25 protein-coding genes are annotated in these 25890 nt (G+C 66.8%); 9 read left to right on the plus strand and 16 right to left on the minus strand.

The features are described from left to right. On the plus strand, positions 1-333 hold a 333-nt coding region (locus MH112_RS02395), incomplete at its 5' end, for a phosphotransferase (protein ID WP_296563302.1). Positions 334-473: 140 nt separating this feature from the next. Here MH112_RS02395 and MH112_RS02400 read toward each other — a convergent pair. From MH112_RS02400 to MH112_RS02415, 4 genes are all read right to left on the minus strand, one after another. Next, complete coding sequence (locus MH112_RS02400) at positions 474-1454, minus strand: small ribosomal subunit Rsm22 family protein (RefSeq protein WP_296563305.1); 981 nt, start codon at positions 1452-1454, stop codon at positions 474-476. Continuing rightward, on the minus strand, positions 1451-3391 hold the full coding sequence (acs, locus tag MH112_RS02405; RefSeq protein WP_296563308.1) for an acetate--CoA ligase: 1941 nt from the start codon (positions 3389-3391) through the stop codon (positions 1451-1453). The genes MH112_RS02400 and acs overlap by 4 nt, the downstream gene beginning before the upstream one ends. A gap of 253 nt (positions 3392-3644) precedes the next feature. Next, positions 3645-4703 (minus strand): deoxyhypusine synthase, encoded by a 1059-nt coding sequence (locus MH112_RS02410; RefSeq protein WP_296563310.1) that lies wholly within the window; start codon positions 4701-4703, stop codon positions 3645-3647. A gap of 102 nt (positions 4704-4805) precedes the next feature. Beyond that, positions 4806-6059: a type III PLP-dependent enzyme gene (locus MH112_RS02415; RefSeq protein WP_296563312.1), complete on the minus strand. Its 1254-nt coding sequence runs from the start codon at positions 6057-6059 to the stop codon at positions 4806-4808. A gap of 297 nt (positions 6060-6356) precedes the next feature. Between MH112_RS02415 and phnC the strand changes: the two genes are divergently transcribed. The 3 genes from phnC (at position 6357) to phnE (ending at position 9079) form a co-directional block, all read left to right on the plus strand. Beyond that, positions 6357-7151: a phosphonate ABC transporter ATP-binding protein gene (phnC, locus tag MH112_RS02420; protein WP_296563316.1), complete on the plus strand. Its 795-nt coding sequence runs from the start codon at positions 6357-6359 to the stop codon at positions 7149-7151. After that, positions 7148-8212, plus strand: coding sequence for a phosphate/phosphite/phosphonate ABC transporter substrate-binding protein (gene phnD, locus MH112_RS02425; protein ID WP_296563319.1), 1065 nt, complete (start codon positions 7148-7150; stop codon positions 8210-8212). Before phnC ends, phnD begins: the two co-directional genes overlap by 4 nt. A gap of 87 nt (positions 8213-8299) precedes the next feature. Further along, entirely contained in the window at positions 8300-9079 is a 780-nt protein-coding gene (phnE, locus tag MH112_RS02430) for a phosphonate ABC transporter, permease protein PhnE (RefSeq protein WP_296563952.1), read from the plus strand. Between the two features lie 35 nt (positions 9080-9114). Here the strand turns inward: phnE and lpdA are convergent, their stop codons facing one another. The 6 genes from lpdA to MH112_RS02460 form a co-directional block, all read right to left on the minus strand. Next, the gene (gene lpdA / locus MH112_RS02435; RefSeq protein WP_296563321.1) at positions 9115-10515 is read right to left on the minus strand and encodes a dihydrolipoyl dehydrogenase; all 1401 of its coding nucleotides are present in this window, start codon (positions 10513-10515) and stop codon (positions 9115-9117) included. A 71-nt stretch (positions 10516-10586) separates the two neighbouring features. After that, a complete protein-coding gene (gene odhB, locus MH112_RS02440; protein WP_296563324.1) occupies positions 10587-11795 on the minus strand; it encodes a 2-oxoglutarate dehydrogenase complex dihydrolipoyllysine-residue succinyltransferase in 1209 nt (402 codons plus the stop codon). A gap of 45 nt (positions 11796-11840) precedes the next feature. After that, positions 11841-14792: a 2-oxoglutarate dehydrogenase E1 component gene (locus MH112_RS02445; RefSeq protein ID WP_296563327.1), complete on the minus strand. Its 2952-nt coding sequence runs from the start codon at positions 14790-14792 to the stop codon at positions 11841-11843. A gap of 75 nt (positions 14793-14867) precedes the next feature. Continuing rightward, positions 14868-15746, minus strand: coding sequence for a succinate--CoA ligase subunit alpha (sucD, locus tag MH112_RS02450; RefSeq protein WP_296563330.1), 879 nt, complete (start codon positions 15744-15746; stop codon positions 14868-14870). Continuing rightward, on the minus strand, positions 15746-16945 hold the full coding sequence (sucC, locus tag MH112_RS02455; protein WP_296563333.1) for an ADP-forming succinate--CoA ligase subunit beta: 1200 nt from the start codon (positions 16943-16945) through the stop codon (positions 15746-15748). The genes sucD and sucC overlap by 1 nt, the downstream gene beginning before the upstream one ends. A 127-nt stretch (positions 16946-17072) precedes the next feature. Then, positions 17073-17639, minus strand: coding sequence for a DUF2306 domain-containing protein (locus tag MH112_RS02460; protein ID WP_296563335.1), 567 nt, complete (start codon positions 17637-17639; stop codon positions 17073-17075). Positions 17640-17776: 137 nt separating this feature from the next. Between MH112_RS02460 and MH112_RS02465 the strand changes: the two genes are divergently transcribed. Next, positions 17777-18565 (plus strand): LytTR family DNA-binding domain-containing protein, encoded by a 789-nt coding sequence (locus tag MH112_RS02465; protein ID WP_296563338.1) that lies wholly within the window; start codon positions 17777-17779, stop codon positions 18563-18565. Here MH112_RS02465 and MH112_RS02470 read toward each other — a convergent pair. Beyond that, complete coding sequence (locus tag MH112_RS02470) at positions 18562-19137, minus strand: GNAT family N-acetyltransferase (RefSeq protein WP_296563340.1); 576 nt, start codon at positions 19135-19137, stop codon at positions 18562-18564. The genes MH112_RS02465 and MH112_RS02470 overlap by 4 nt on opposite strands. A gap of 98 nt (positions 19138-19235) precedes the next feature. Between MH112_RS02470 and MH112_RS02475 the strand changes: the two genes are divergently transcribed. After that, positions 19236-19964: a lysozyme inhibitor LprI family protein gene (locus MH112_RS02475; protein ID WP_296563344.1), complete on the plus strand. Its 729-nt coding sequence runs from the start codon at positions 19236-19238 to the stop codon at positions 19962-19964. A 91-nt stretch (positions 19965-20055) separates the two neighbouring features. On the opposite strand, the gene MH112_RS02480 is transcribed toward MH112_RS02475, so the two are convergent. Continuing rightward, positions 20056-21045, minus strand: coding sequence for a malate dehydrogenase (locus MH112_RS02480; protein ID WP_296563348.1), 990 nt, complete (start codon positions 21043-21045; stop codon positions 20056-20058). Positions 21046-21158: 113 nt separating this feature from the next. Here MH112_RS02480 and MH112_RS02485 point away from each other — a divergent pair, with 113 nt between their 5' ends. Then, on the plus strand, positions 21159-21596 hold the full coding sequence (locus MH112_RS02485; protein ID WP_296563351.1) for an HIT domain-containing protein: 438 nt from the start codon (positions 21159-21161) through the stop codon (positions 21594-21596). 11 nt (positions 21597-21607) lie between these two features. Here MH112_RS02485 and MH112_RS02490 read toward each other — a convergent pair whose 3' ends face one another. Beyond that, the gene (locus tag MH112_RS02490) at positions 21608-22348 is read right to left on the minus strand and encodes a hypothetical protein (protein WP_296563354.1); all 741 of its coding nucleotides are present in this window, start codon (positions 22346-22348) and stop codon (positions 21608-21610) included. Between the two features lie 32 nt (positions 22349-22380). Continuing rightward, the gene (locus MH112_RS02495) at positions 22381-23268 is read right to left on the minus strand and encodes a CoA ester lyase (protein ID WP_296563358.1); all 888 of its coding nucleotides are present in this window, start codon (positions 23266-23268) and stop codon (positions 22381-22383) included. Between the two features lie 51 nt (positions 23269-23319). Here MH112_RS02495 and MH112_RS02500 point away from each other — a divergent pair, with 51 nt between their 5' ends. Next, positions 23320-23700, plus strand: a complete 381-nt coding sequence (locus MH112_RS02500; protein WP_296563361.1) for a DUF2237 domain-containing protein — start codon at positions 23320-23322, stop codon at positions 23698-23700. On the opposite strand, the gene thpR is transcribed toward MH112_RS02500, so the two are convergent. Further along, the gene (gene thpR / locus MH112_RS02505; protein ID WP_296563954.1) at positions 23701-24237 is read right to left on the minus strand and encodes an RNA 2',3'-cyclic phosphodiesterase; all 537 of its coding nucleotides are present in this window, start codon (positions 24235-24237) and stop codon (positions 23701-23703) included. 147 nt (positions 24238-24384) lie between these two features. Here thpR and MH112_RS02510 point away from each other — a divergent pair, with 147 nt between their 5' ends. After that, the gene (locus MH112_RS02510) at positions 24385-25137 is read left to right on the plus strand and encodes a Bax inhibitor-1/YccA family protein (RefSeq protein ID WP_296563365.1); all 753 of its coding nucleotides are present in this window, start codon (positions 24385-24387) and stop codon (positions 25135-25137) included. Positions 25138-25244: 107 nt separating this feature from the next. Here MH112_RS02510 and MH112_RS02515 read toward each other — a convergent pair whose 3' ends face one another. Continuing rightward, positions 25245-25862, minus strand: a complete 618-nt coding sequence (locus MH112_RS02515; RefSeq protein ID WP_296563368.1) for a MarR family transcriptional regulator — start codon at positions 25860-25862, stop codon at positions 25245-25247. Positions 25863-25890: the final 28 nt, after the last annotated feature.

A 25890-nucleotide genomic window follows, 5' to 3' on the forward strand; every position in this document is an offset into this window, starting at 1 on the left:
TCCACCCACTGGAACCGCCCGCCGGTCTGGATCCACGGGGACGTGGCGCCGGGCAATCTGCTGGTCCGGAACGGCCGGCTGGCCGCGGTGATCGACTTTGGGACCTGCGGGGTGGGCGATCCGGCCTGTGACCTGGCGTTTGGCTGGACCTTCCTGGATGAAACCGCCCGCGAGACCTTCCGCCGGCGCCTAGGCCTCGACGACGCCTGCTGGCTTCGGGGCCAGGCCTGGGCGCTCTGGAAGGCGCTGATCGTCGTGGCCGGCGCCCCTGGTGTCCACACCCATGAGCGCGACCTGCACCTGCGGGTGCTGCGGCGGCTGGGGGTGATGTGAGGTGCCCGGCGCATAGCGCCGGAAGACAATCCACCACCAAGAACACAAAGTTCACCGAGGGTCCGTCGGCGCGGCGTCTTTGTGCCCTTCGTGTCCTTGGTGGTTCATTCCTTTTTGGTGCCTGCGGCGCGTGGGGCCCCTCAGATCGTGTCGCCCCAGTCGAGGCGGCGAGCCTGGGCGAAGGCGGGCTTATCGCGGCGGGGGACGAAGCGGGGCTCCAGGGCGCCGGTGTCGACGCAGAGCTTCAGGTCGATGCCGGGCTTGGCCTGGTGGGGCGGGGCAAGAACCCTGGCCGCGAAGGGCGCGATCGTCACACCCGCCCGCGCCGCAGCCAGCCAGATGAATTTCTCGTCCTCGAAGGGCGCCTCGGCCCCCTTGGCCAGGCGGTGATCGCGGGAGCGGGGCAGACGCTGAACGAAGTGGCACCAGTCGGGCTCCGTCAGCGGACAAGCCTGGGCGTGGGGGCAGGGTCCCGCCAGCCGGGCGCCGGCGTCGATCAGCTGGGCCCGCGCGTCCAGGATGCGCTGATAGCCCGCTGGTGTGCCCGGCTCCACCAGCACCAGCAGCCCCTCGCAGGCGTCCCATAACCGGTCCACCAAGGGGCCTTGAGCCTGCGCCGGGATCTCGGCCAGGACGTAGGAGGCCACCACCAGCTCAGCCCTTGGCCAGGGCTCGACCTGGGCCGCCGTGAGATTGGTCCGCCGCCGCTCAGCGCCGGCGATCACCGGGGGTCCGGCCTCCGCCAGAATACGGGCCAGATCCAGGAAGGGGCCGCTCTCGTCCAGCATCAGGGCCGCCTCGATCTGCGGCCAGACTTCGAGCGCAGCCCAGCTGGCGGTGCCGGGACCTGCGCCGGCATCCAGCAGGGTGGCCGGTGCAAAGTCTGGGCAGGCCTCTGCGACAGCGGAGAAGGCGGCGATGTCGGCAGCATAGGTGGCCGGCAGGCGGGCCAGGGCATAGGCCAGGGCGTCGTCCGGGGTCAGCACCACGCCGGCTGAGCCCCCGCCCCCACGATAGGCAGCCGAGACCCGGGCGGCCCGTTCGGCGAGATCGCGGCGGGAGACGCCCTCCAGCCGCACGGCGATGGCGGCCCTCAAGGGGCCGGGAAGGTCGGGGCTCAAACCGCGACGCGATTCTGCACGAGGTCGTCCACCACGCCGGGCTCCGCCAGGGTGGAGGTGTCGCCCAGCTGGTCGGTCTGGTTCTCGGCAATCTTGCGCAGGATGCGGCGCATGATCTTACCCGACCGGGTCTTGGGGAGGGACGGCGCAAACTGCAGGGCGTCCAGCGCCGCAAAGGCCCCGATCTCCCGGCGCACCCAGCCCTTGATGTCGGCGGCCAGGATGTCGGTGAGCTCCACATCGGACTTCAGCGTCACAAAGGCATAGATGCCCTGGCCCTTGATGTCGTGCGGATAGCCGACCACGGCGGCCTCGGCCACGGCCTCATGGCCGACGAGGGCGCTCTCGATCTCGGCGGTGCCCAGCCGGTGGCCCGAGACATTGATCACGTCGTCCACCCGACCGGTGATCCAGTAATAGCCGTCTTCGTCCCGGCGGCAGCCATCGCCGGTGAAATACTTGCCGGGATAGGTGGTGAAATAGGTCTGGATGAACCGCTCATGGTCCCCATAGACCGTGCGCATCTGGCCCGGCCAGGAGTCGGTGAGGCATAGATTGCCGCTGGTCGCCCCCTCGAGCACCTTGCCCTCGGCATCCACCAGCTGGAACTTCACCCCGGGCAAGGGCTTGGCGCAGGAGCCCGGCTTGGCCGGCGTCGCGCCGGGCAAGGGTGTGGCGAGGCAGGCGCCGGTCTCGGTCTGCCAATAGGTGTCCACCACCGGGCAGCGGCCCTCGCCCACCACCCGGTGATACCAGAGCCAGGCCTCGGGATTGATCGGCTCCCCCACCGTGCCCAGCAGGCGCAGGGACTCCCGGCTGGTGCTCTGCACCGGGGCGTCCCCGTCGCGCATCAGGGCGCGGATGGCGGTGGGCGCGGTGTAGAAGATCTCCACCTTGTGCTTGTCGATGACCTGCCAGAACCGGGAATTGTCCGGATAGGTGGGCACGCCCTCGAACATCACTGTGGTCGCCGCATTGGCCAGGGGGCCATAGACCACATAGGAGTGGCCGGTGACCCAGCCCACATCGGCGGTGCACCAGAACACCTCGCCGGGCCGGTAGTCGAACACCAGCTCATGGGTGTGGGCCGCCCAGGTGAGATAGCCGCCGGTGGTGTGCAGCACCCCCTTGGGTTTGCCTGTGGAGCCGGAGGTATAGAGGATGAACAGCGGGTCCTCGGCGTTCATCGGCTCCGGATCGCAGGTGTCGGCGACGGTCTTTTTCAGCTCGCCATAGAAGGCGTCGCGCCCCGCCACCATGGGCACATCGGCCTTGGTGCGGCGTACGACGATCACGTCGGTGACATCGGGGCAGGCCTTCAGGGCTTCGTCCACATTGGCCTTCAGCGGCACGATACGTCCGCCGCGCACGCCCTCGTCGGCGGTGATGACGATGCGGGAGTCACAGTCCTGAATGCGGCCGGCCAGGCTGTCGGGGGAAAAGCCACCGAACACCACCGAATGCACAGCCCCGATCCGCGAGCAGGCCAGCATGGCCACGGCGGCCGCCGGGATCATCGGCAGATAGATGGTGACCCGGTCGCCCTTTTTGACGCCCTTGGCCTTGAGCACATTGGCCATGCGGCAGACTTCAAGATGCAGCTGGGCATAGGTCAGGGTGTCGTAGATTTCAGGGTCATCGCTTTCCCAGATGATCGCCACCTGGTCGGCGCGGTCTGGCAGGTGCCGGTCGATGCAGTTGACGCTGACATTGAGCTCCCCGTCGGCGAACCAGCGGATATGCAGGTCATTGGCGGCGAAGGAGACGTCCTTGATGGTGGTGAAGGGCTTGGACCAGTCCAGGCGACCGGCGACCTTGCGCCAATAGCTGTCCGGGTCCTGGTCGGCCTGCAGGCAGGCCGCGTCATAGCCGGCCGCCGTCATGTGCGTCCGCGCAGCCCAGGCCTCGGGGACCGGAAAAATCTCGCCTTCACTCACGGCGCAACTCCCTCAATCGACTTTGGCGCGGAGTATGCGGAGTGAGGGGCCTGTGGCAACCGTTGAGCGCGAGCGCTCGGCCTGGACATCATCAAGGCGAGAGACGAAGACCACAAAGGGACGCGAAAACCACAAAGGGGAGGCCACCCATCCTTCCGGTCCTTGGCTGGCTTTGCGTCCTTTGTGTCCCCTCTGTTTTGAGGCAAGGCGACGCAGCCAAAGAAAAAGGCCCCGCCGGGGCGGGGCCTGATCCTTAGGCCGTCTTTTCGAACAGCTTGTTCCAGCGGCGGCGTTCGCGGGTCTTCCATGAACCCCTGTGCCAGGCGTCCGAAGCGATCAGGGGCACCACGGTGGTGGCTTCGGCAAACACCATCTGTTCCCAGGTGACGTCGACCTTGCCCCAGGAGCAGGCCTCCTGCAGCGTCGAGGACGAGCAGGCGCCGTCGCGCACATCGGCCACCGTCAGCTGGATGGCGTATTTGTGCATGTCGACCTCCTCCCCCAGGATCTCGGCGCAGACCACCGTGTCCTGGGCGAAGTTCTTCGGCACGCCGCCGCCAACCATGAACAGGCCCGTGGTGCCCGCGGCGATCTTCACATCGGTGAGCTCACGGAAGTCAGCGATGGAGTCGATGGTCAGGTAAGGCTTGCCGGCCTTCATCCGCTCCACCTGATGCTTGACCAGGCCAAAGCCCGCCGAGGAATCGGTGAAGGCCGGGCAGAAGATCGGCACGCCTTCTTCATAGGCGGTCTGGATGAGGGAGCCGGGCTTCTTGGCGTTGCCGGCCGCCAGCCACTTACCCATTTCCCAGATGAATTCCCGCGAGGAATAGGGCCGCGGCTCCAGCTGATCGGTGATGTCCTTGATCACCGCGTCGCAGGTCTGCAGGTCTTCCTCGTCGATATAGGTGTCGTAGATCCGGTCGATATAGAGGGCGCGCAGGTCCCGGTCGTCCACCGGCTCCTTGGCCTGGTAGTGCTTGAAGCCCAGGGCCTCGAAGAAATCCATGTCGACGATGGAGGCGCCGGTGGCGACCACGGCGTCGATCAGGCCGTACTTCACCATGTCGCGGTAGATGTGCATGCAGCCGCCGGCGCTGGTCGATCCGGCCAGCGTCAGCCAGGTGGAGCAGGACGGGTCTTCCAGGGCCATGGAGAAGATGTCGGCGGCCCGGGCGGTGTCGCGGCTGGTGAAGCTCATCTGACGCATGGCGTCGATGATCGGACGGGCGTCGTACTGGTCGATGGCCACATGCTCGACCGTGGACGACAGCAGCTCGGCCTTACGGTTGGACTGAACCTCAGCGTTCATTCTCTTGGAGTCCTAGAGTTTGAGCGCCCGTCCATGGATGAAGGACGCGACCGGGACGGAGCGACCGGTCGCGTCTTTGGGTCTGCGTGCAGTTCGAACGCCTTAACGTCGACGGCGCTTCTTGCCTCGGGCCCGCGACAGCTTGACGACATTGTGGTTCTCGGTGCGGGGCACCGGGATGGAGCGCCGGGCCAGGCCATACATCGACGCCATGGGCGCGTCATTGACCACCACGGTCTCGGTGTCGCCAAACCCGTTGAAGCGGGTGTTCATGGCCACGCCGTAGGCGCCGAGCATGCCGATTTCCACATAGTCGCCTTCGCGCACGTCCTCCGGCAGCCAGAAGGGGCCGGGCATGTGGTCGAGGGAGTCGCAGGTCGGGCCATAGAAGCGGTAGGGCTTGAGCGGCCCTTCGACCTCCCGGGCCACCCCGTCCTCGCACCGGATCAGCTTCACCGGGAAAGGCCACTTGGTGTGGGTGGCGTCGAACAGGCTGCCATAGGCACCGTCGTTCAGATAAAGCGCGTCGCCCTTGCGCAGCTCCACAGCCGTCAGCACCGAGGAGGCTTCCGCCACCAGGGCCCGGCCAGGTTCGCACCAGAGCTCGGTGGTCTCATGGACCATCATCTCGGCAAAGCCGCGGTCGATGGAATCCATGTAGTCGGCCAGCGCCGGGGGCACCATGCCGGGATAGACCGAGGGGAAACCCCCGCCCACATCCACCACATCGGCAAATACACCGGCCCGGACCAGGGCCCGGGAGGCCTGGCTCATGGCCGCCTGATAGGCGGTCGGCCGCATGCACTGGCTGCCCACATGGAAGGAGACGCCCATCAGATCCTGGGTCGCCCGCCGGGCGGCCAGCAGCAGTTCGGGGGCCTCGTGGGCATCGACGCCGAACTTGCCCGACAGGGAATAGGCCGCGCCCTCGGCGGCAACCCCCAGGCGGACCATCAGGTTGAGGTCCCGCGCATGGCCGGTGGCGTCGAGAATCTTGGCCAGCTCTTCGTGGGTATCGAGCGCAAAGGTGCGCACCCCATGGTCGAAATAGGCCGTGGAAATGGCGCGGCGGCTCTTGACCGGATGCATGAACGCCATGCGTGAGCCCGGCGCGTGCTGCGACACCAGCTCGATTTCCGGAATCGACGCCACGTCGAAAGCCCGCACGCCGTTCGCCGCGAGGGTTTCGAGCACCCACGGCGAAGGGTTGGCCTTCACAGCGTAGAAGACGTCGCCTTTGAAATTATCCTGGAACCAGCGCGCCGCTAGGGCCACGGCGTCCGGTCGCGCAAAGGCGACAGGACGTTCCGGTGACCGCTCACGGACCAGGTCCAGGGGCGTATGGTACGTTTGCACCTCACGCAGCCCCCAACAGATTGTTGAACCCAATCCGGCGTTAGCAGCGCTTAGGACAACGGGGTCCGCCGGAGCGGTGGCAGTTAGGGCAATGTCGCCCCGTTGTAAAGAGCCGGTGCCCAAAAACCTTGCAGGGCTTGGCCTCGCCCTACCCCTTTAGGGGGTCATGTGAGCGCACACACCCGCCGGGTTTGCTGGACCGCGCCGGGTGCCCATGCCATGAAACGCCCTTGGGGCTCGGCGCGCAAACGCGGCTGAGAGTTGGGCTGCCAAACGACCAGGGGATGTTCGCCATTCATGTCTGACGCTGCCGTTCTTTCGGTGCGCCAAGTGTCGAAGAGCTTCGGGTCCCGCCGCGCGCTGGATTCGGTCTCCCTCGATGTCGCCCGTGGCGAGATGATCGCCCTGATCGGTCCCTCGGGATCGGGCAAGTCTACCCTTCTGCGGGCCATCAACGGCCTGGCACCGATCGACAAGGGCCCCGGCCGTATCGAGGCCTTCGGCGGCGGGGTGCAGGCTGATGGCCGGGTGGACCGGGACGTGCGCCGCACCCGTATCCGCATCGGCATGATCTTCCAGCAGTTCAATCTGGTGGGCCGACTGACCCTGTTCACCAATGTGGCCATGGGGTCGCTGGGGCGGATCGGCTTCCTTCGCGGTCTTCTGGGATTCTGGCCCGCTGAGACCAAGGGTGCCGCCATGGCCGCCCTGGCCAGGGTCGGGGTCGCCGAATATGCCGGCCAGCGGGCGGGCACCCTCTCGGGGGGCCAGCAGCAGCGCGCCGCCATCGCCCGGACCCTGGTCCAGAAGGCCAAGATCATCCTGGCCGACGAGCCGGTAGCCTCCCTTGATCCCGTGGCCGCACGCAAGGTCATGGAGATCCTGCGGGAGCTGAACCGGGCCGACGGTCTGACCCTGATCGTCACCCTGCACCAGGTGGACTACGCCATGCGCTATTGCGACCGGGTGATCGCACTCAAGGCTGGCCAGGTGGTCTATGATGGCCCGCCGCAAGGCCTGACCCGCAAACAGCTTATCGACATCTACGGTCCGGAATTCGAAGACGTCTTCTGGGAAGGAGCTCCCCAATGATCCGTCGCAGCCTGATCGGCGCTGGCCTTACCCTGGCCCTGGCCTTGACCCTGTCGGCCTGTTCCGAACGTGAGCCCCAGGCCGGGGATCAGCCGGAGGTGCTGAACTTCTCGATCCTGGCCACCGAGAACTCCACCAGCCTGGACGCCTTCTGGCGGCCGATCCTGGACGACATGGAGAAGGAGATCGGCATTCCGGTGAAGCCCTTCTATGGGTCCAACTACACCGCCCTGATCGAGGCCCTGAGGTTTGGCCAGACCGATGTGGGCTGGTTCTCCAACCTGTCGGGGCTGGAAGCGGTCCGCCGGGCCGACGCCGAGGTATTTGCCCGTACCTTCGATCCCTCCGGCGAAGACGGCTATCGCTCCGTGGTGATCACTGGCGCCAATAGCGGCCTGACCATCGAGGACGTGCTCAAATGTGACGGGACCCTGGACTTCGGCATCGGCGACGCCAAGTCCACCTCGGGCACCCTGGCCCCCATGACCTATCTGTTCGCGCCCAAGGCCATCGAGCCCGAGCGCTGCTTTGCCCAGGTCAGGGCCGCCAACCATCAGGCAAATCTGTTCGCCGTGGCCAATGGCGTCCTGGACGTGGCCACAAACAACTCTACCGCCATCCGCCTGCAGACCGAGCGGGATGTGGATAACCGGGCCAATGGTCAGCCGACGGTCAGTGACAAGGTCAAGGTGATCTGGGAGTCGCCCAAGCTGCCGGAAGATCCCATCGTCTGGCGCAAAAACCTTGACCCTGTCGTCAAGGAGAAGGTCCGCCAGTTCTTCCTGACCTATGGCAAGGGCGAAGGTCCCGAGGCCGAACGCCAGCGCAAGCTGCTGGCCGCCATCTCCATCGGCGGGTTCCTGCCCGCTGACGCCAGCCACCTGCTGCCGGTGCGGGAAATGGAGGCCACAGAGGCCCTGATCAATGCTCAGAATAGCCGAGATCAGGCCGAGATCACCAAGGCCCAAGCGGCCTTGGACAGCGTTCGCGCCGAGCGCGAGGCCCTGGACGCCCGGGCCGGGGAAGCCCCCCTGGCACCAGTCGCCCCCGCAGCCAAGTGATCGCCGCCTCTGCAGCTTGAGACGCCCTGAAGTTCCGACGCCGAGAGTCAGACGCCTGTGACCGCCACCGCGCCCAGCGCCGCCGCCCTGAAGCCGCCCACGCGCCCGCTTGGCCAGTGGATTTTCGACGTGCTCCTGTGGGGCGGCATCGCCGTGGTCCTGGCCATCAGCTTTGGCCCCGCCGAGATCGAGAAGACGCCGCTGCTGTTCACCGGCTCGGACAATATGCGCGAGTTCGGGCGGGCCTTCGTCAATCCGGACTTCGAGCTTCTGCCCTTCTTCATCGCCCAGATGTGGCTGACCATTCAGATGGCCATGTGGGGCACGGTGCTGGCGGTGTTCCTGGCGGTGCCCCTCGGCCTGTTGGGGGCCCGCAACATCGCCCCGGCGGCCATCCAGTGGCCCGTGCGGCGGATCATGGACATCCTGCGCTCGGTGCCTGACCTGGTGATCGGCATGGTGTTTGTGGTCGCCGTGGGGCTTGGCCCCTTCGCCGGTGTCATGGCCCTGGCGCTCAACACCGGCGGGGTGCTGGGCAAGCTGTTCTCAGAGGCCGTGGAATCCATCGACAAGGGCCCGGTGGAAGGGGTTCGGTCCACCGGCGCGCACAAGCTGCAGGAAATCGCCTGGGGCGTGGTCCCGCAGGTTGCGCCGCTTTGGACCTCCTATGCCCTCTACCGGTTTGAATCCAACAGCCGGGCCGCCACGATCCTGGGCCTCATCGGGGCTGGCGGCATCGGGCAGATCCTGTTCGATAGCCTGAACAGCTTCAACTATTCCCGCGTCGCCGCCATCGCCGTGGTGATCGTCGTCGCCGTCACCCTTATCGACCTTCTGTCCCAGGCGATCCGGTCACGGTTGATCTAGGGACCGCCCCGTCCGCATGGTGATCGGGGAGTGCCCTAGGACTGCATGGTCCAGCCTTCGACGCCCATGGCGGCCTGACGGCCGGCTTCGGAGCGGGTCGGGTGGGGGTGGCTGGTGCGGGCGATGTCTTCACTGGCGGCCTTGAAGGCCATGGCCACGCAGTATTCGCCGATCAGTTCGCCGGCCTGGGGGCCGATGATGTGGACCCCGAGGATCTCGTCGGTCTTGGCATCAGCAAGAATCTTGGCGAAGCCGTCGGTCTCGTGATTGATCTTGGCCCGGCTGTTGGCGGTGAAGGGGAACTTGCCGACCTTGTAGGCCACGCCGGCCTCCTTCAGCTGCTCCTCGGTCTTGCCAACCCAGGCCACTTCGGGGGCCGTATAGACCACGCTGGGCACCAGATTGTAGTCCACATGGCCCGCCTTGCCGGCGATCAGCTCGATGCAGGCCACAGCGTCTTCCTCGGCCTTGTGGGCCAGCATGGGGCCGTGGACGGCGTCGCCGATGGCCCAGACGCCAGCCGCTGCGGTCTTGAAGTGGTCGGTATCGATGACCCCGCGCTTGTCGGTGGTGACGCCGACGCTCTCAAGGCCCAGGCCCTCGGTGTAGGGCCGCCGGCCGATGGCCACCAGGACGTAGTCGGCTTCCAGGGTCTCGGCCTCGCCGCCGGCCACCGGTTCGACGGTGAGCTTGACGCCGGATTTCGAAGCTACCGCCCCGGTCACCTTGGCCCCCAGCTTGAAGACGATGCCCTGTTTGGTCAGGGTGCGCTGGAAGGTCTTGGCCGTCTCGGTGTCCATGCCCGGCGTAATGCGGTCGAGGAACTCCACCACCGTCACCTCGGCACCCAGACGGCGCCAGACCGAGCCGAGCTCCAGGCCGATGATGCCGGCCCCGACCACGATAAGCTTCTTGGGGACTTCCGGCAGGGACAGGGCGCCGGTGGAATCAACGATCCGCTTGCCGTCAATCTGTACGCCCGGCAGCGGGGTGGGCTCTGAGCCCGTGGCGATGACGATGTGCTTGGCGTCCAGGGTCTGAACTGTCCCGTCAGCGGCGGTGACCTCGACCTTGCCGGGGCCGGTGATCTTGCCCGCGCCCTTGATCCAGTCGGCCTTGTTCTTCTTGAACAGAAACTCGATGCCCTTGGTCAGCTGGGTCACGGAGTCGGCCTTCTGGGCCATCATCTGCGACAGGTTCAGCTTGGGCTTCACCTCGATGCCAAGGGTGGCGAATTGTTTGCCCATGGCCGCGTCGTACAGCTCCGACGCATGCAGCAGGGCCTTGGAGGGCATGCAGCCGACGTTCAGGCAGGTGCCGCCCAGGGTCTCGCGCTTCTCGACGCAGGCGACCTTCAGCCCCAGCTGACCGGCCCGGATGGCCGCGTTGTATCCGCCGGGGCCGCCCCCGATGATGACGACGTCGTATTGGGACATGGGACTGCAATCCGTAGGTCAGAGGGTCTTCAGAGCCGAAAAGGGCGCGGTTCCCCGCGCCCCTGGCTGTCTTAGAGGTCCAGCAGCAGACGCTGGGGATCTTCGATGGCGTCCTTGACCTTGACCAGGAAGGTCACGGCCCCCTGGCCGTCCACCACGCGGTGATCGTAGGACAGGGCCAGATACATCATCGGGCGGATCACCACCTGGCCCTTTACGACCATCGGGCGGTCCTGAATCTTGTGCATGCCCAGGATGCCCGACTGCGGGGCATTCAGGATCGGGGTGGACATCAGCGAGCCATAGACCCCGCCATTGGAGATGGTGAAGGTGCCGCCTTGCAGGTCATCGAGGGCCAGCTGGCCGTCCCGGGCCTTCTTGCCCATGGCACCAATGGCCTTTTCCACGCCAGCCAGGCTCATGTCGTCGGCGTCGCGGATGACCGGAACGACCAGGCCCTTCTCGGTGCCGACAGCGACGCCGATGTCGTAGTGGTTCTTGTAGATGATGTCCTGGCCGTCGATCTCGGCGTTCACATCCGGCACCTGCTTCAGGGCGGCGATACAGGCCTTCACGAAGAAGCTCATGAAGCCGAGACGCACCCCGTGGCGCTTTTCGAACACGTCCTTGTATTCGTTGCGCAGGGCCATGACCGCGCTCATGTCCACCTCGTTGAAGGTGGTCAGCATGGCGGCGTTGTTCTGGGCTTCCTTCAGGCGGCGCGCGATGGTCTGGCGCAGACGGGTCATGCGGACCCGCTCCTCGCGCTGGTGCAGCTCGCGGGGCGCAGCCGGCGCAGGGGCAGCGGCCGGAGCGGCCGCGCGGGCTTCCAGGGCGGCCAGGGCGTCGCCCTTGGTCACCCGGCCGTCCTTGCCGGAACCGGCCACCTTGGCCAGGTCGAGCTGGCTTTCAGCCGCAATGCGCTGAGCCGACGGCGCAGCGGGCTTGGCCGCCTCGGCCTTGGCCGGCGCAGGCGCGGCAACCGGGGGGGGCGGTGCGGCTTGCGCCTTTGCGGCCGTCTTGGCCGGGGCGGCGGCAGCGGCGGCACCGGCCGCCATCTTGCCCAGAACCGTGCCGGGCTCCACCGTCTCGCCTTCGGCGGCGAGGATTTCGCTGAGCACCCCGTCGGCGGGGGCGGCGACTTCCAGGCTCACCTTGTCGGTTTCAAGCTCCACCAGGATTTCGTCCTTACGGACGGCATCGCCTGCCTTCTTGGTCCAGCGCGCCACCGTCGCCTCGGTGACGGACTCGCCCAGGGCGGGGGTCATGATGTCGGCCATAGTTGCAGATTCCTGTTCTTATTGTGGTCTTAGACAGACGACGCCCTAGGCGAAGGCTTCGTTGAGGAAGGTTTCAAGTTCGGCCAGGTGACGGCTCATCAGGCCTGCGGCGGTGGACGCCGAGGCCGGACGACCCACATAGCGAGCCCGGCGGGACTGGACATCCAGCCGCTCCAGGGTCAGCTCCAGCCAGGGGTCGACGAAGGTCCAGCCCCCCATGTTCTTGGGCTCTTCCTGGCACCAGACCAGCTCGGCCTCCTTGAAGCGCTTGAGCTCGTGGGACAGGGACTTCACCGGCCAGGGATAGAACTGCTCCAGGCGCAGGATATAGACATCGTCGATCCCCTTGGCCTCGCGGGCTTCCAGCAGGTCATAGTAGACCTTGCCCGAGCACAGGATCACCCGACGGATCTTGTCGTCGGGGACCAGACTGACCGTGGTGTTTTCGCCCCGCTCGGCGTCGTCCAGCAGCACCCGGTGGAAGGACGAGCCCTCCGACAGATCGGTGAGGCGCGACACCGCCTTCTTGTGCCGCAGCAGGCTCTTGGGCGTCATGATGATCAGCGGCTTGCGGAATTCCCGCAGGAGCTGCCGACGCAGGATGTGGAAATAGTTGGCCGGGGTGGTGCAGTTGGCCACCTGCATATTGTCCTCAGCGCAGGACTGCAGGAAGCGCTCCAGGCGGGCCGAGGAGTGCTCCGGACCCTGGCCCTCATAGCCGTGCGGCAGCAGCATGACGAGGCCGCTCATCCGCAGCCACTTGCGTTCGCCCGAGGAGATGAACTGGTCGATGACCACCTGGGCACCATTGGTGAAGTCCCCGAACTGGGCCTCCCAGAGAGTCAGCGTCCGGGGCTCGGCCAGGGAGAAGCCGTACTCAAAGCCCAGCACCGCCTCTTCCGACAGCGCCGAGTCCAGCACCTCGAAATGGGCCTGGTTCGGCGAGAGATTGCGCAGGGGGAAGTAGGTGTCTTCGGTCTCCTGGTCGACCAGGGCCGAGTGGCGCTGGGTGAAGGTGCCGCGGACGCTGTCCTGGCCCGACAGGCGGACGGGATAGCCCTCGTCGAGCAGGGTGGCGAAGGCCATGTGCTCAGCCGTGGCCCAGTCCAGCCCCTCGCCCGTTTCGATCGCCTCGCGGCGGGTTTGCAGAACCCGGGCGACAGTCTTGTGGATATTGATCCGCTCCGGGGCGGCGGTGATCTTCAGGCCCAGATCGACCAGCTTTTGAAGGGGTACAGCGGTGTCGCCCCGGCGGTCCTCGGTGGTGGGCAGGGTCAGACCCGACCACTTCCCGTCCAGCCAGTCGGCCTTGTTGGCCTTGTAGACCTTGCCCGCATCGAATTCCTTGTCGAGGAAATCGGCAAACTCGGCGATCCAGCCGTCGACCTCCTCGGCGGTGACCACCGCCTCGTCGACCAGGCGCTTGGTGTAGATCTCGCGGGTGGAGGGGTGGCCCTTGATCTTGGCGTACATCAGGGGCTGGGTCATCGTCGGGTCATCGCCCTCGTTGTGACCAAACCTGCGATAGCAGAACATGTCGATGACCACGTCCTTGCCAAACTGCTGGCGGAACTCGGTGGCCACCTTGGCGGCGAACACGACAGCTTCCGGATCGTCCCCATTCACGTGGAAGATCGGCGCCTCGACCATCAAAGCCACGTCCGAGGGATAGGGCGAGGAGCGGCTGTTCTTCGGGCTGGTGGTGAAGCCGATCTGATTGTTGACGATGAAGTGGATCGAACCGCCGACCCCGTAGCCCTTCAGGCCCGACAGGGCGAAGCACTCGGCCACAACGCCCTGGCCGGCGAAGGCCGCGTCCCCGTGCAGCAGCAAGGGCAGGACGTGGTGGCGGCCCGCATCGGGGTTTTCCCGCAGGGTGAAGGCCTGCTTGGCGCGGGCCTTGCCGATCACCACCGGATTGACGATCTCCAGGTGGCTGGGATTGGCGGTCAGGGACAGGTGGACGGAATTGCCGTCAAAGCTGCGGTCCGAGGACGCCCCCAGGTGATACTTCACATCCCCTGAGCCCTCGATGTCGGTGGGCAGGGACGAGCCCCCCTGGAACTCGTGGAAGATGACCTGGTAGGGCTTGCCCATCACCGCGGCCAGGACGTTCAGACGCCCCCGGTGGGGCATGCCAAGCACGATGTCGCGGACGCCGAGCGCGCCGCCACGCTTGATGATCTGCTCCAGGGCCGGAACCATGGCCTCGCCCCCGTCCAAACCGAAGCGCTTGGTGCCCGGGAACCGGCGGTGCAGGAAGCGTTCGAAGCCCTCGGCCTCGATCAGCTTCTTGAGGATGGCGACCTTACCCTTGGGGGTGAATTCGATTTCCTTGTCGCGGCCCTCGATGCGCTCCTGCAGCCAGGCCTTCTGGGCCGGATCGGAGATGTGCATGTACTGCACCCCCAGATCGCCGCAGTAGGTGCGCCGGAGGATGGCAAGGATCTCGCGGACCGTGGAGGTCTCCAGGCCCAGGACATAGTCCAGGAAGATCGGACGGTCGTAGTCAGACTCGGTAAAGCCGTAGGAGGCGGGGTCGAGCTCGCTGGCGTCGCCTGGGACGATGGCGATGCCCAGGGGATCGAGATTGGCCCGCAGATGCCCGCGCATCCGGTAGGCCCGGATCATCATGATGGCGCGCAGGGAATCCAGGGTGGCGGCGCGGACGGCGTCCACGGAGGCGGCCGGGGCACGCTCGGCGACCTTCTTTTCCAGCTTGGCCTCAACCGCTGGCCAGAGGCCGTCCAGGGCTGAAAGCCAGTCGGGGCGCGGGGCCGGCGCATCGGGGCGCACCCAACCGGGCTTGGCCGCCGCAGCCTTGATCTCCTCGGCCCGTTCCTGGAGCGAGGCGAAGAAGGCCCGCCAGGAGGGCTCAACCGAACCGGGATTCTCCGCCCACCGGGCGTAGAGGTCCTCTACGAAGGCGACATTGCCGCCATAGAGAAAAGAGGTCTCGGCGAGCACCTCGTTGATCAGACCTGCGTCGTCCGCCATGCTTCCGCTTCCAGACGGTCCGCGAAGCTTCTTGGTGAGAGGAGCCGACGGCGGACCGCCATACGCTTGATTGTGTCAGGCGCCCTTGAGCACCTGGAGCAAGGTTTCACCGAGTTTCGCCGGCGAAGGTGAAACGCGGATGCCCGCATCTTCCATCGCCGCGATCTTGTCCTCGGCGCCGCCCTTGCCGCCCGAAATGATTGCGCCTGCGTGACCCATCCGCCGCCCGGGGGGAGCGGTGCGTCCCGCAATGAACCCGACCATAGGCTTCTTCTTTGGTGAATTCTTGATGAATTCTGCCGCGGCTTCCTCGGCCGCGCCGCCGATCTCGCCGATCATGATGATCGATTCGGTCTCGTCGTCGTCGAGGAACATCTGAAGAATGTCGATGAACTCGGTGCCCTTGACCGGGTCGCCGCCGATGCCGACCGCGGTGGTCTGGCCCAAGCCCACCTGGGTGGTCTGGAACACGGCTTCGTAGGTAAGCGTGCCTGAGCGGGAGACAACACCCACCGAGCCGCGCTTGAAGATATTTCCCGGCATAATGCCGATCTTGCACTCGTCGGGGGTCAGCACGCCGGGGCAGTTGGGCCCGATCAGGCGGGACTTAGAGCCCGACAGGGCGCGCTTGACCTTGACCATGTCGGCCACGGGGATGCCCTCGGTGATGCAGATGATCAGGGGGATTTCAGCCTGGATGGCCTCCAGGATCGAGTCCGCAGCGAACGGCGGCGGGACATAGATCACGCTGGCTTCGGCACCGGTCTCACAGACCGCCTCGCCGACGGTGTCGAACACCGGCAGGCCCACATGGGTCGTGCCGCCCTTACCCGGGGTGACGCCGCCGACCATCTTGGTGCCATAGGCGATGGCCTGTTCGGAGTGGAACGTGCCCTGGCTGCCGGTAATGCCCTGGCAGATGACGCGGGTTTCTTTTCCGATGAGGATGGACATTAAGCGGCTCCCCGAACGGCCTTGACGATCTTTTCTGCGCCGTCCGACAGGTCGTTGGCGGACACAACGTTCAGGCCGCTCTCGGCGATGATCTTCTTGCCGAGCTCGACATTGGTGCCTTCCAGACGGACCACCAGGGGCACCTGCAGGCCGACTTCCTTCACCGCCTCGACCACGCCCTCGGCGATGATGTCGCAACGCATGATGCCGCCGAAGATATTGACCAGGATCCCCTTCACGCTGGGATCGGCGGTGATGATCTTGAAGGCCGCGATGACCTTCTCCTTGGTGGCGCCGCCGCCGACATCAAGGAAGTTGGCGGGTTCAGCGCCATAGAGCTTGATGATGTCCATGGTCGCCATGGCCAGGCCCGCGCCATTGACCATGCAGCCGATCTCACCGTCGAGGGCGATGTAGGAGAGGTCGTACTTGGACGCCTCGATTTCCTTCTCGTCTTCTTCGCTGGTGTCGCGCAGGGCCACCACGTCGGGGTGACGGTACATGGCGTTGCCGTCGAAGCTGACCTTGGCATCCAGCACCCGCAGGTGATCGTCAGCCGTGACGATCAGCGGGTTGATCTCGAGCATCTCCATGTCCTTGGCCACAAAGGCCCCATAGAGCTGACCGAGCAGGGTCGCGGCTTCCTTGGCGAGACCGCCGGTCAGGCCCAGGGACTTGGCCAGGTTACGCCCGTGGTGGGGGAATACGCCGGTGGCCGGGTCGATGGAGAAGCTGATGATCTTCTCTGGGGTCGAGGCGGCGACCTCTTCGATGTCCATGCCGCCTTCGGTGGAGGCGACCACCGAGACACGGCTGGTGTCGCGGTCCACCAGCAGGGAGAGATAGAGCTCCCGGGCGATGGCGGCCCCTTCTTCGATGTAGAGGCGGTTGACCTGCTTGCCCTTGGGCCCGGTCTGGTGCGTCACAAGCACCCGACCCAGCATTTCCTCGGCGTTGGACCGCACCTCGGCGGCGGACTTGACCACCCGGACCCCGCCCTTGGCGTCGGGACCGAGGCCTTCGAATCGGCCCTTGCCCCGTCCGCCGGCATGGATCTGGGATTTGACGACCCAGACCGGGCCCCCCAGCTGCTCGGCGGCCTTGGCGGCCTCGTCGACGGTGAAGGCGGCGAAGCCGCGCGGGACCGCCACGCCGAACTCTGCGAGGACGGCTTTGGCTTGATGCTCGTGGATGTTCATGAGGCCGCGATTTGTCGCTAAAATCGTCTCGCCCGGACCGGCGAGTTCTCGGGCTTATAGGCGCCGCCTCGGAGCGTGGCAACCCGCTAACCTGACGTCACACCCCAACGAAAGTGACATGAGCACCTCAGCCAAAGAATAGGCGCCACAGGGTCCGCCCGGGAATGAAGGTGAAGGCCAGATTAAAGACGAAGGCGCCGTAGAACAGACCCATCATCGCGCGACGGTGCGCGGCCACGTTTCGCCGCCTCGCCCACATCACCGCCATCGGTAAAATGATCAGGGTCCAGCCGGTGAGAAGATGGATCAACGACCAGCGGCCAGGGTTCAGGCTGGTGATGAACAGGGTCGAGACCGCCGTGGTCATGACCAGCGCCACCCACGTCCAGCCTGCGACCCGATGGAAGGTCCGGCCTTTGCGCATCACCATCAGCACAGCACCGAGCACCAGCGCAGCCAGGGCCGTGTAGAGGTGGACCTGGATGACCGGCGACAGGCTGGCCAGCAGGGCGAAGTCAGGGGCATGGAGCCGGGCTGTGATGAGGGCTCCCCAGATGGCCGGCCATATCCCCCCCATGGCACCGGCGAGGATTGCGAGCACCACCACCAGGCTCAGCGCGAAGCCGCGGCCGAAGGTCCAGCCCCCCAGCGTTGAACGGCTTTGCGGGAAGTGATCTTGCGGGGCGAGGGACATCGGGTATCTCCTGAGGCTGCGGCTAGGCCGCGATCTGGGGGAGACAAGGCTTGAGGACCGGCAAGCGACCAGTGCGGTTTCGTGGACTGACGTCTGGCCGTCGTGAAACGCCGCCCCTGGCCGTTGGCGAAACGTCGATGACGCGCCGGCCCTGGGCCTTTGGTCCCTATGAGGATTTGGCTGGCTGGCTCCGGGGGCTCGGCCTCGCCCTGGGGGTCGGCGGGTTCCTGGCCCTGTCAGGCGCCTTCGTCGATGAGGGGGCTGGGCTTGGCCTGCGCTTGGCCTACTGGCTGCCGGTGATGGGCATCGGCACCCTGTGGGGCGGATTGGTGGCCAGAGCCCTCTTTCCTGACCATGAGGGGCAGGAGGGCCCGCCCGACGGGGTGTGGCTGAGCTGCCTGTGGGCCGCCCTGGCCATGGCCGCGCCGTTCACCGGACTGGCCTGGCTGGCGACGTGGCTGGCCTTCGGACGCCAGATTCCCTTGGCTGGCGTACCCTACCTGTTTGGCAGCGTCTTTCTGCTGTCTCTGGCCATGACGGTATTGAACACCCTGGTGGAAAGCCGCCGGCAGGCGATGCGACGGCTAAGCATGGTTCCGGCCCCACCGCGGCCCATCCGGTTCCTCGAGCGGTTACCGCCGCGCCTCCGGGGGGCCGATCTTCATGCCATCGAGGCGCAGGACCACTATCTGCGCCTGCACACCTCCCGGGGTCAGGATCTGATTCTCATGCGCCTGGGCGATGCGATCGAGGAGCTGGAGGGCCTGGAGGGGGCTCAGGTCCACCGGTCCTGGTGGGTGGCACGGGCGGCGGTCGAAGACGTGCGCCGGAGCGATGGTCGCGCGGTCCTGACCCTGACTGGCCGTGTGGAGGTCCCCGTCAGCCGCACCTATTCGCGCCAGTTACGTTCAGCAGGCTGGTACTAGCCCAGCTTGCCCCGCCGGGCGCGCCAGGCGTCCCGACCCTGGCCCCACACATCGACCTGCACATCCATGGGCGCTGGCAGACGGGCCTGGCGAAGTATGCTGGACCCCAGCCGCCGGGCAACCGCCTGAGAATTGGCGTTGATCGGTTCGATGGTGTGGACCACCTCGTCCCAGCCCAGCTGGTCGAAGGCGAAGTCCATGGCCGCAGCCGCGCCCTCGGTGGCGTAACCCCGGCCCCAGCAGTCGCGGATAATCCCCCAGCCCACCTCAGGCCCGGGCCAGCCGTGGGGGCGCCAGGGGCCGAGCCGGCCGATCCAGCGACCCGATTCCTTCTCGATCACCGAGAACATGGAGAAGCCCTCCAGGGCCCAGGACCCGGCGATGGTCATCATGGAGCGCCAGACCTGAGCCGGGTTCATGGGCCCGCCGATGTAGCGGGCCGCCTCCTCGTCGGCGGAAAAGGCGCACCAGGCCTCGAAATCGGCCATGGCCGGCGGCCGCAGGACAAGCCGGGCGGTCTCCAGGGTTGGCCCGAGGGTCTGACCATCTTGCGACAGCGTCGTCTGGACCATGGATGACCCCTTTCGGTGGGTGGCGTTCAGCTGCAATTCAGGCCCAAGGGACCAGCCTTGTCGAGCCTGATCCGAACCCTCATAAGCGCGGCGCGCCCATGACCCAAGATGCCCCTGACCCCCCGGCCGAATCGAAAGTCTCTCCGCCCCCTGAGTCGGCGGCGGAAACCCTGAGCCTTGGACCCAGGGCCCCGCGCCCGCGACGCCGGGGCCTCTGGCTCACCGGGACCGCCGGCCTGGCCCTGGCGGGGATTGTCGCCCTCATCCTCATGGGACGGTCGCCGATGAGCCCGGCGCCAGGGGACCAGACCTTGAGCATCCAGGTGGCGGAGCGGTCGCAGGCGGCCGCCCCTGACCCCGCGCCCGGCGCCCCCCTCGAGGTCCTGCCAGAGGACATGGCCCAGGCGGCGCCCCACAGTCCGCCCCTGATTCCGGAGACCCCGCTGGAGACCGCCGCCACGTCCGCATCGGAGGATCTTGGCCCTTCGTCTGACACCATGAGCCTTCAGCCCGCCAGCCTGGCCTTCTCCCCCAGTTTTGACTGTCGCCAGGCTCGAACCCATGCCGAGCGGGTGGTGTGCGCCGATCCGGTCCTGGCCGAGGCCGACCAGAGGCTGGCCAGCGCCTATAGCCAAGCCCTGGCCGCCGGCGTGCCCGGCTGGCGACTGGAGCGCCAGCAGCGGCGCTGGCTGCGCGCCCGGGAAGATGCCGCCCACGCGGCACCCGCCGCCGTGGCGGAGGTCTATGCCGTCCGCATCGCCGAACTGGAGGACATGGCCGATATCTTTGCCCCAGAGGAGGGCCCGCCCTGGCCCGCCTCCTGGTGAACCCAACGCGGCGCGCGGCCAAAAGATAAGGGCGGCACCGGTCCCCCGGGCCGCCCTTTGTTCTGTTCAGATCTGTCCGCGCTGACGGCAATCAGCCCAGCATGTCCTTGACGGTGTCGCGCTCGCCCACCAGCTCGTCATTGGTCAGGGCGATCTTCGACTTGGCGAAGTCGTCCATCTCGTAGGTGGTGACCACCTCATAGGCACCCGGCGTCGTGGTCTTCACCGGCATGCCAGCCCAGAGCCCTTCGGCGAAGCCATAACGACCCTCGCTGTTGATCGCCACCGAGTGGACCTTGCCCGGGGTAACCAGGTCACGGATGTGGTCGATCAGGGCGTTGGCGGCCGAGGCGGCCGAGCTCTGGCCACGGGCCTCGATGATGGCCGCGCCACGCTTGCCGACTGCGGGCAAGTAGTCGTTCTTCAGCCACGTCTCGTCACCGATCACCTGGGCGGCGGGCTTGCCGCCGATCTTGGCGTGGGTGAAGTCGGCGAACATGGTCGGGCTGTGATTGCCGTAAATGTAAAGGTCGGAGACCTCATTGATCGACACGCCGGCCTTCTTGGCCAGCTGGGCGCGGCCACGATTCTCGTCCAGGCGCACCATGGCGGTGAAGCGATCGGCCGTGAGGCGCTTGGCCTGGCTGGCGGCGATCATCACATTGGTGTTGCAGGGGTTGCCGACCACCGCGATGCGGGCGTCATCGGCGGCCACTTCATCGATGGCGCGGCCCTGGGCGATGAAGATCTTGCCGTTATCCTTCAGAAGGTCAGCGCGCTCCATGCCGGGACCCCGGGGCTTGGAGCCCACCAGCAGGCTCCAGTTGGCGTCCTTGAAGGCCACCTTGGGATCGTCGGTCAGCACCATGTCGGCCAGCAGCGGGAAGGCGCAGTCGTCCAGCTCCATGGCCACGCCCTTCAGGGCCTTCTGGGCACCCTCGGTGGGGATTTCCAGCATCTGCAGGATGACCGGCTGGTCCTTGCCCAGCATGTCGCCCGAGGCGATGCGGAAGAGCAGGGCGTAACCGATATTGCCGGCCGCGCCGGTGACCGCGACGCGGATCGGGGTCTTGCTGGTCATGGGGATATCTCCTGGCTTGGGCCGACGGGTGTTGGCGGTCCCTAACCCAAGCAACGCCCCGGCGGCAAGGCCGCTGGCTTGTGGTCCTGGCCTCGGGGCGGCAGTCTTGGGCCATGTTCACCCTCGACCCGGCCTTTGTCGCCACCTCACACCCCCTGGCCGACCTGCCCCTGTGTACGGCCAGGCTGCAGGACGACGGCCGTTACAGCTGGATCGTCCTGATCCCGAAAAGGGCGGGTGCCCGGGAGCTGGAGGATCTGTCCTCCGATGATCGCACCCAGCTGATGGCTGAGATCCTGGCGGCCGGGCATGCTGTTCGGGCGGTGGGTGAGGCCCTGGGGCGAGCCGTGGAGAAGCTGAACATCGGGGCCTTGGGCAATGTGACCCCACAGCTGCACATTCATGTGGTGGGCCGCCGCTCGGATGATCCGGCCTGGCCAGGTCCTGTGTGGGGCCACAGCCCCGGGGTCGCCTACAGAACAGACGCCCTGGCCCTGGGTCTGGGGGCCGCGCAGAAGGCCTTTGCCGCGCGGCTGACGGTCCTCAGCTGAGCGAACGCGCCTCAGCGGCGACGCATGACCACGCTGCGCGGAACCCCATTTTCCGTCAGATCCCCCGACCAATGCCCATCAGGGGTGGCTGAAAGGGTGATGACCGTCGGCGGGGCCCCTTGACGGGGGCTGAACCGGAGGGTCACCGCGCCGCCACGGCGGTCCACTTCGTCAAGAAACCCGAACCCGTCATGGGCGCCGGGGCGCCGGGAGTCCCGCCAGGCCCCCTCCAGGGGGCCTGAACCCCGATCCACAAACCGGAGGGCATAGAGGTCCTGGCCGGCCAGGGTCAGCAGCACCCACCCCCCGTCCAGGGGCCCCTGCAGCCCTTGGGCGGAATTATAGGACGCCCGCAGGCGCTCCTCATAACTGCGCTCTTCGGCGCTGAGCTGACCGGCTACGGCCTGACGTTCGTCCAGGAACACCGGCTGTGACGCGATGGTGGCTTCTGGCCGACGCACGGCGGGCGGCGCGATCACTGGCGCTGGCGCGGGACTCGGGGCCGCCGCCGGGCGGGGCTGAGCCGGCGGAGGTTGGGCAACCGAGGTTGCGGGCGGCGGTGGCGAGCTTTGGGCAGGCAGCTCTGTGACGGTCGGCGGGGCAGTGGCCACCGGTCCGCCGGCACCGAGCAAATCACCGATCGGATCAGCCTCCTGGGCCTGAGCCGAGCCCGCCGCCAGGAGCGCGGTCAGCGCCGCGAGCATGGCTCCGCGACGGCGGAACAGGCGGTGGCGCGGGGCGGTCCATCCCATGGGGCGAGGCTCCTTGGTCCTGCGGACGAGGTTCAGGCCGCGGCGATGGCGTCAGCCACCGCCAGCAGACGGCGCGCCTGTTCCCAGTGCAGCCGCTCCACCATACGTCCCTCGACCCGAAGAACGCCCCTAGCCGCATTTTCCGGCATTTCAAAGGCCTCCGCCACCGTCCTCGCCCAAGCTACAGCCTCGGGACCTGGGGTGAAGGCGCGGTTGGCGGCCTCGATCTGGCTGGGATGGATCAGGGTCTTGCCATCAAAACCGAAGGCTTGGGCCTGATCACACTGGCGGGCGAGGCCCTCGGCGTCCTCGAGGGCGTTGAACACCCCATCCAGGATCACAAGTCCGTGCGCCCGGGCTGCGGCCACCATCAGCGAGAGGGGCCCCAGCAACGGCGCGCGCTCGGTATCGAGACGGCAGCCCATTTCCTTGGCCAGGTCATTGGTCCCAGCCACCAGAACACTCAGGCCGTGGGCCCGCGCGCCGGCCCCCAGGACGTCCAGACGGAACAGGACCTGGCAGGTCTCCACCATGGCCCAGAGCGCCACCCCATCTGGCAAGGCGCTGGCATAGGGGGCCAGATCGTCGGGCCCATTGATCTTTGGCACCAGGACCGCGTCTGGCCGCGCCTGGGCCGCAGCGGCCAGATCTGCGGGGCCCCACTCGGTGTCCAGGGCGTTGATGCGGATCACCACCTCCCGAGCCCCGAAGCCGCCCGCTGCGACCGCAGCGCAGGCGGCCTGCCGGGCCTGATCTTTGGCGTCAGGGGCCACGGCGTCCTCCAGGTCGAGGATCACTCCGTCACAGGGCAGGGTGCGGGCCTTGGCCAGGGCCTTGGGGTTGGCCGCCGGCATATAGAGCACGCTGCGCCGGGGGCGGGCCGGCGATGGCGGGGCTGGACTGGCGGAAGGCGGCCTCATGCTGCGGGACTCCCTTGGCGCAGCGCCCGTCTTAGCGTCTAGAATAGGGCCATGACCATCCGATACGACGCCGAAGCCAAGAACGTTCTGGGGGGCGAGCTCGTCCGCTGTTCCATGGACCCCGTTACGGGGTTCTTCCGCAACGGCTGCTGCGAGACCGGGCCCCACGACCTGGGCCTGCACACGGTCTGCGCCGTGATGACCGCAGAGTTCCTTCAGTTCTCCCGGTCCCGGGGCAACGACCTGTCCACCCCGGTTCCCGACAGCGGGTTTCCTGGCTTGCGCCCCGGGGATCGCTGGTGCCTGTGCGCCCCCCGCTGGAAGGAGGCCCTGGACGCCGGTTGCGCCCCGCAATTGGTGCTGGAGGCGACCCATGAGGAAACCCTGGCCATCGTGCCGCTGGGGGTCTTGCGGGACTATGCCGTCGCCTGATCAGCTCAGCCGATAGTCCCGCTCCAGCTGGTAGGCTGGGCCATCCTCCCCCCGGTGGCTGGAATAGAGACCAAAGCTCGTAACGGAAAAGGGCGGCGACTTCAGGAGGTTGTGCCGCTGGATCCAGGCCGCCACGGCGGGCGGCTCAGGGCGCGACAGATAGGCCAGCGTCACATGCGGCCGATAGTTGCGGCGATCAGGGGCCAGGCCCGCGCGCCGGGCGGCGGCCTCACACCGACGGGCCAACTGGCGAAGCTCTGGGTTTTCCGCCACGCCCGCCCAGACCGCGTGAATGTCCCGGCCTTCCCCAAAGGCCCCGGCCCCCTCCAGGGCGATCTGCAGCGGCCGCCCGGTGATCTGGCCCAGCTCGGCATCCAGATCATCGGCCTGATTTTCGGGAATCTCGCCGAAAAACCGCAGGGTGATGTGCAGGGCCTCCCGCGGGCGCCAGCGGGCACCGGCCAGATCCCTTTGCCGGGCGCTCAACGCAAGGGCGATGTCGTCGGGGACGGACAGGGCGGCGAACAGGCGAAGCATGATCCCGTGCATAGCCCAAGGGGCTCAGAGGCTCCAACCCAGGGCGTCAAAGGCCCGCTTTCCGGTTCTCCTTGTCAGAAGCCCCAAGGGCCACGATATTAGAGGGGCGTCCGATCTTGGACGCGCACAAGAAAGGGCTTTGCCTCGATGAGCGACTTCAACCGTGCCCACGCGCGCTCGATCCCCGCGGATCGCGCCGACATGTCGGTGGACGCGGGTCTTCGCGCTTTCATGCTTGGCGTCTACAACAAGGTGGCGCTTGGTCTTGTCCTGTCGGCCGCACTGGCCTTCGTGACCGGCCAATTCCCCCCTGTCCGCGACCTGATGTATTCGGTGACGCCGGACGGACGCCTGGCCGGAATGACCCTCCTGGGGATGATTGTGGCGTTTGCGCCGCTGGCCGTGATGCTGTTCGGGGCTTTTGCCCTGCGCAACGCCTCGCCCAAGACCTCCGGGATGCTCTACTGGACCATCGTCGCCCTGATCGGCGCCGGCATGGGCGTGCTGACCCTGGTTTACACCGGCGGATCCATCGCCTCGACCTTCCTGATCACGGCCACGGCCTTTGGCGGCCTGTCGCTGTTTGGCTACACCACCAAGAAGGACCTTACGGCCTTCGGCAGCTTCCTGATCGTTGGCCTGTTCGGCCTGATCATCGCTATGGTGGTCAATATGTTCATCCAGAACTCGATGATGAACTTCATCATCAGCATTCTGGGGGTGCTGATCTTCGCGGGCCTGATCGCCTTCGACACCCAGCGCCTGAAGATGACCTATTACGAACTGGGCGGCGACCAGGCGGCCATGAGCGTGGCCACCAACTACGGGGCGCTGAGCCTCTACATCAACTTCATCAACCTGTTCCAGTTCCTGCTGTCGATCTTCGGCGACCGTCGCTAGGCGGAAACAGGACAGCAAGACTGACGAAACCCCGGCGCTCCCCGCCGGGGTTTTTTCATGGCGCACACCTGGGTCTGACCGGCCGCGACCGCCGGCAGCCAATGCCGTCAGGCCGACTTCTTGGCCTTTTTCTTCTTCTTGCCTTCGCCCTTGGCCGTCTTGTCCTTGCCCGATTTCGCCGCCTTCGGAGGCTTGGGAATCTTCGGGGGCTTTGGCAGCTTGGGCGCCTTCGGCTCTGGGGGGGCCGCCTCGGCAGCAGGATCTCCGGCCGCCACCATCTGGCGCAGCTGGGCCAGGAAGGTCTCGCGCTTGGAGCCGCTCACCAGCCGCATCAGTTGCTCATCGGCCTGGGCCATCTTGGGGCGCGCGCCCTCAAGAACGGCGGCCCCAGTCTCGCTCAGCCGCACCGCATTGGCCCGGGCGTCGGACTGAGAGCGTTCGCGCACCAGCAGGCCCTTGGCGATCATCCGGGCGACCATGTCGGCCAGGGTGGAGCGGTCAATGCCGGTTGCCCTGACGAGATCGGTCTGGGTCAGCCCCTCCCGGGCCTCCACCGCCGACAGCACCGCATACTGTCTCTGGGTCAGGTCGCTGTCGCCGAAGATCTCGGCGTAAATGTCCAGGGAGACCTGCATCGCTCGGTGGAGCAGGTGGCTCGCCGAACCGTCCAGGGCCGGCACACCGGCGCTTTCGCCCGGCGATACTAGGGTCTTCGACTTCGCCATCGGCCCGCTCCGTTCGCGTCAAATCCGA

The organism is Phenylobacterium sp., assembly GCF_022402485.1.
Taxonomy (GTDB): Bacteria; Pseudomonadota; Alphaproteobacteria; order Caulobacterales; family Caulobacteraceae; genus Phenylobacterium.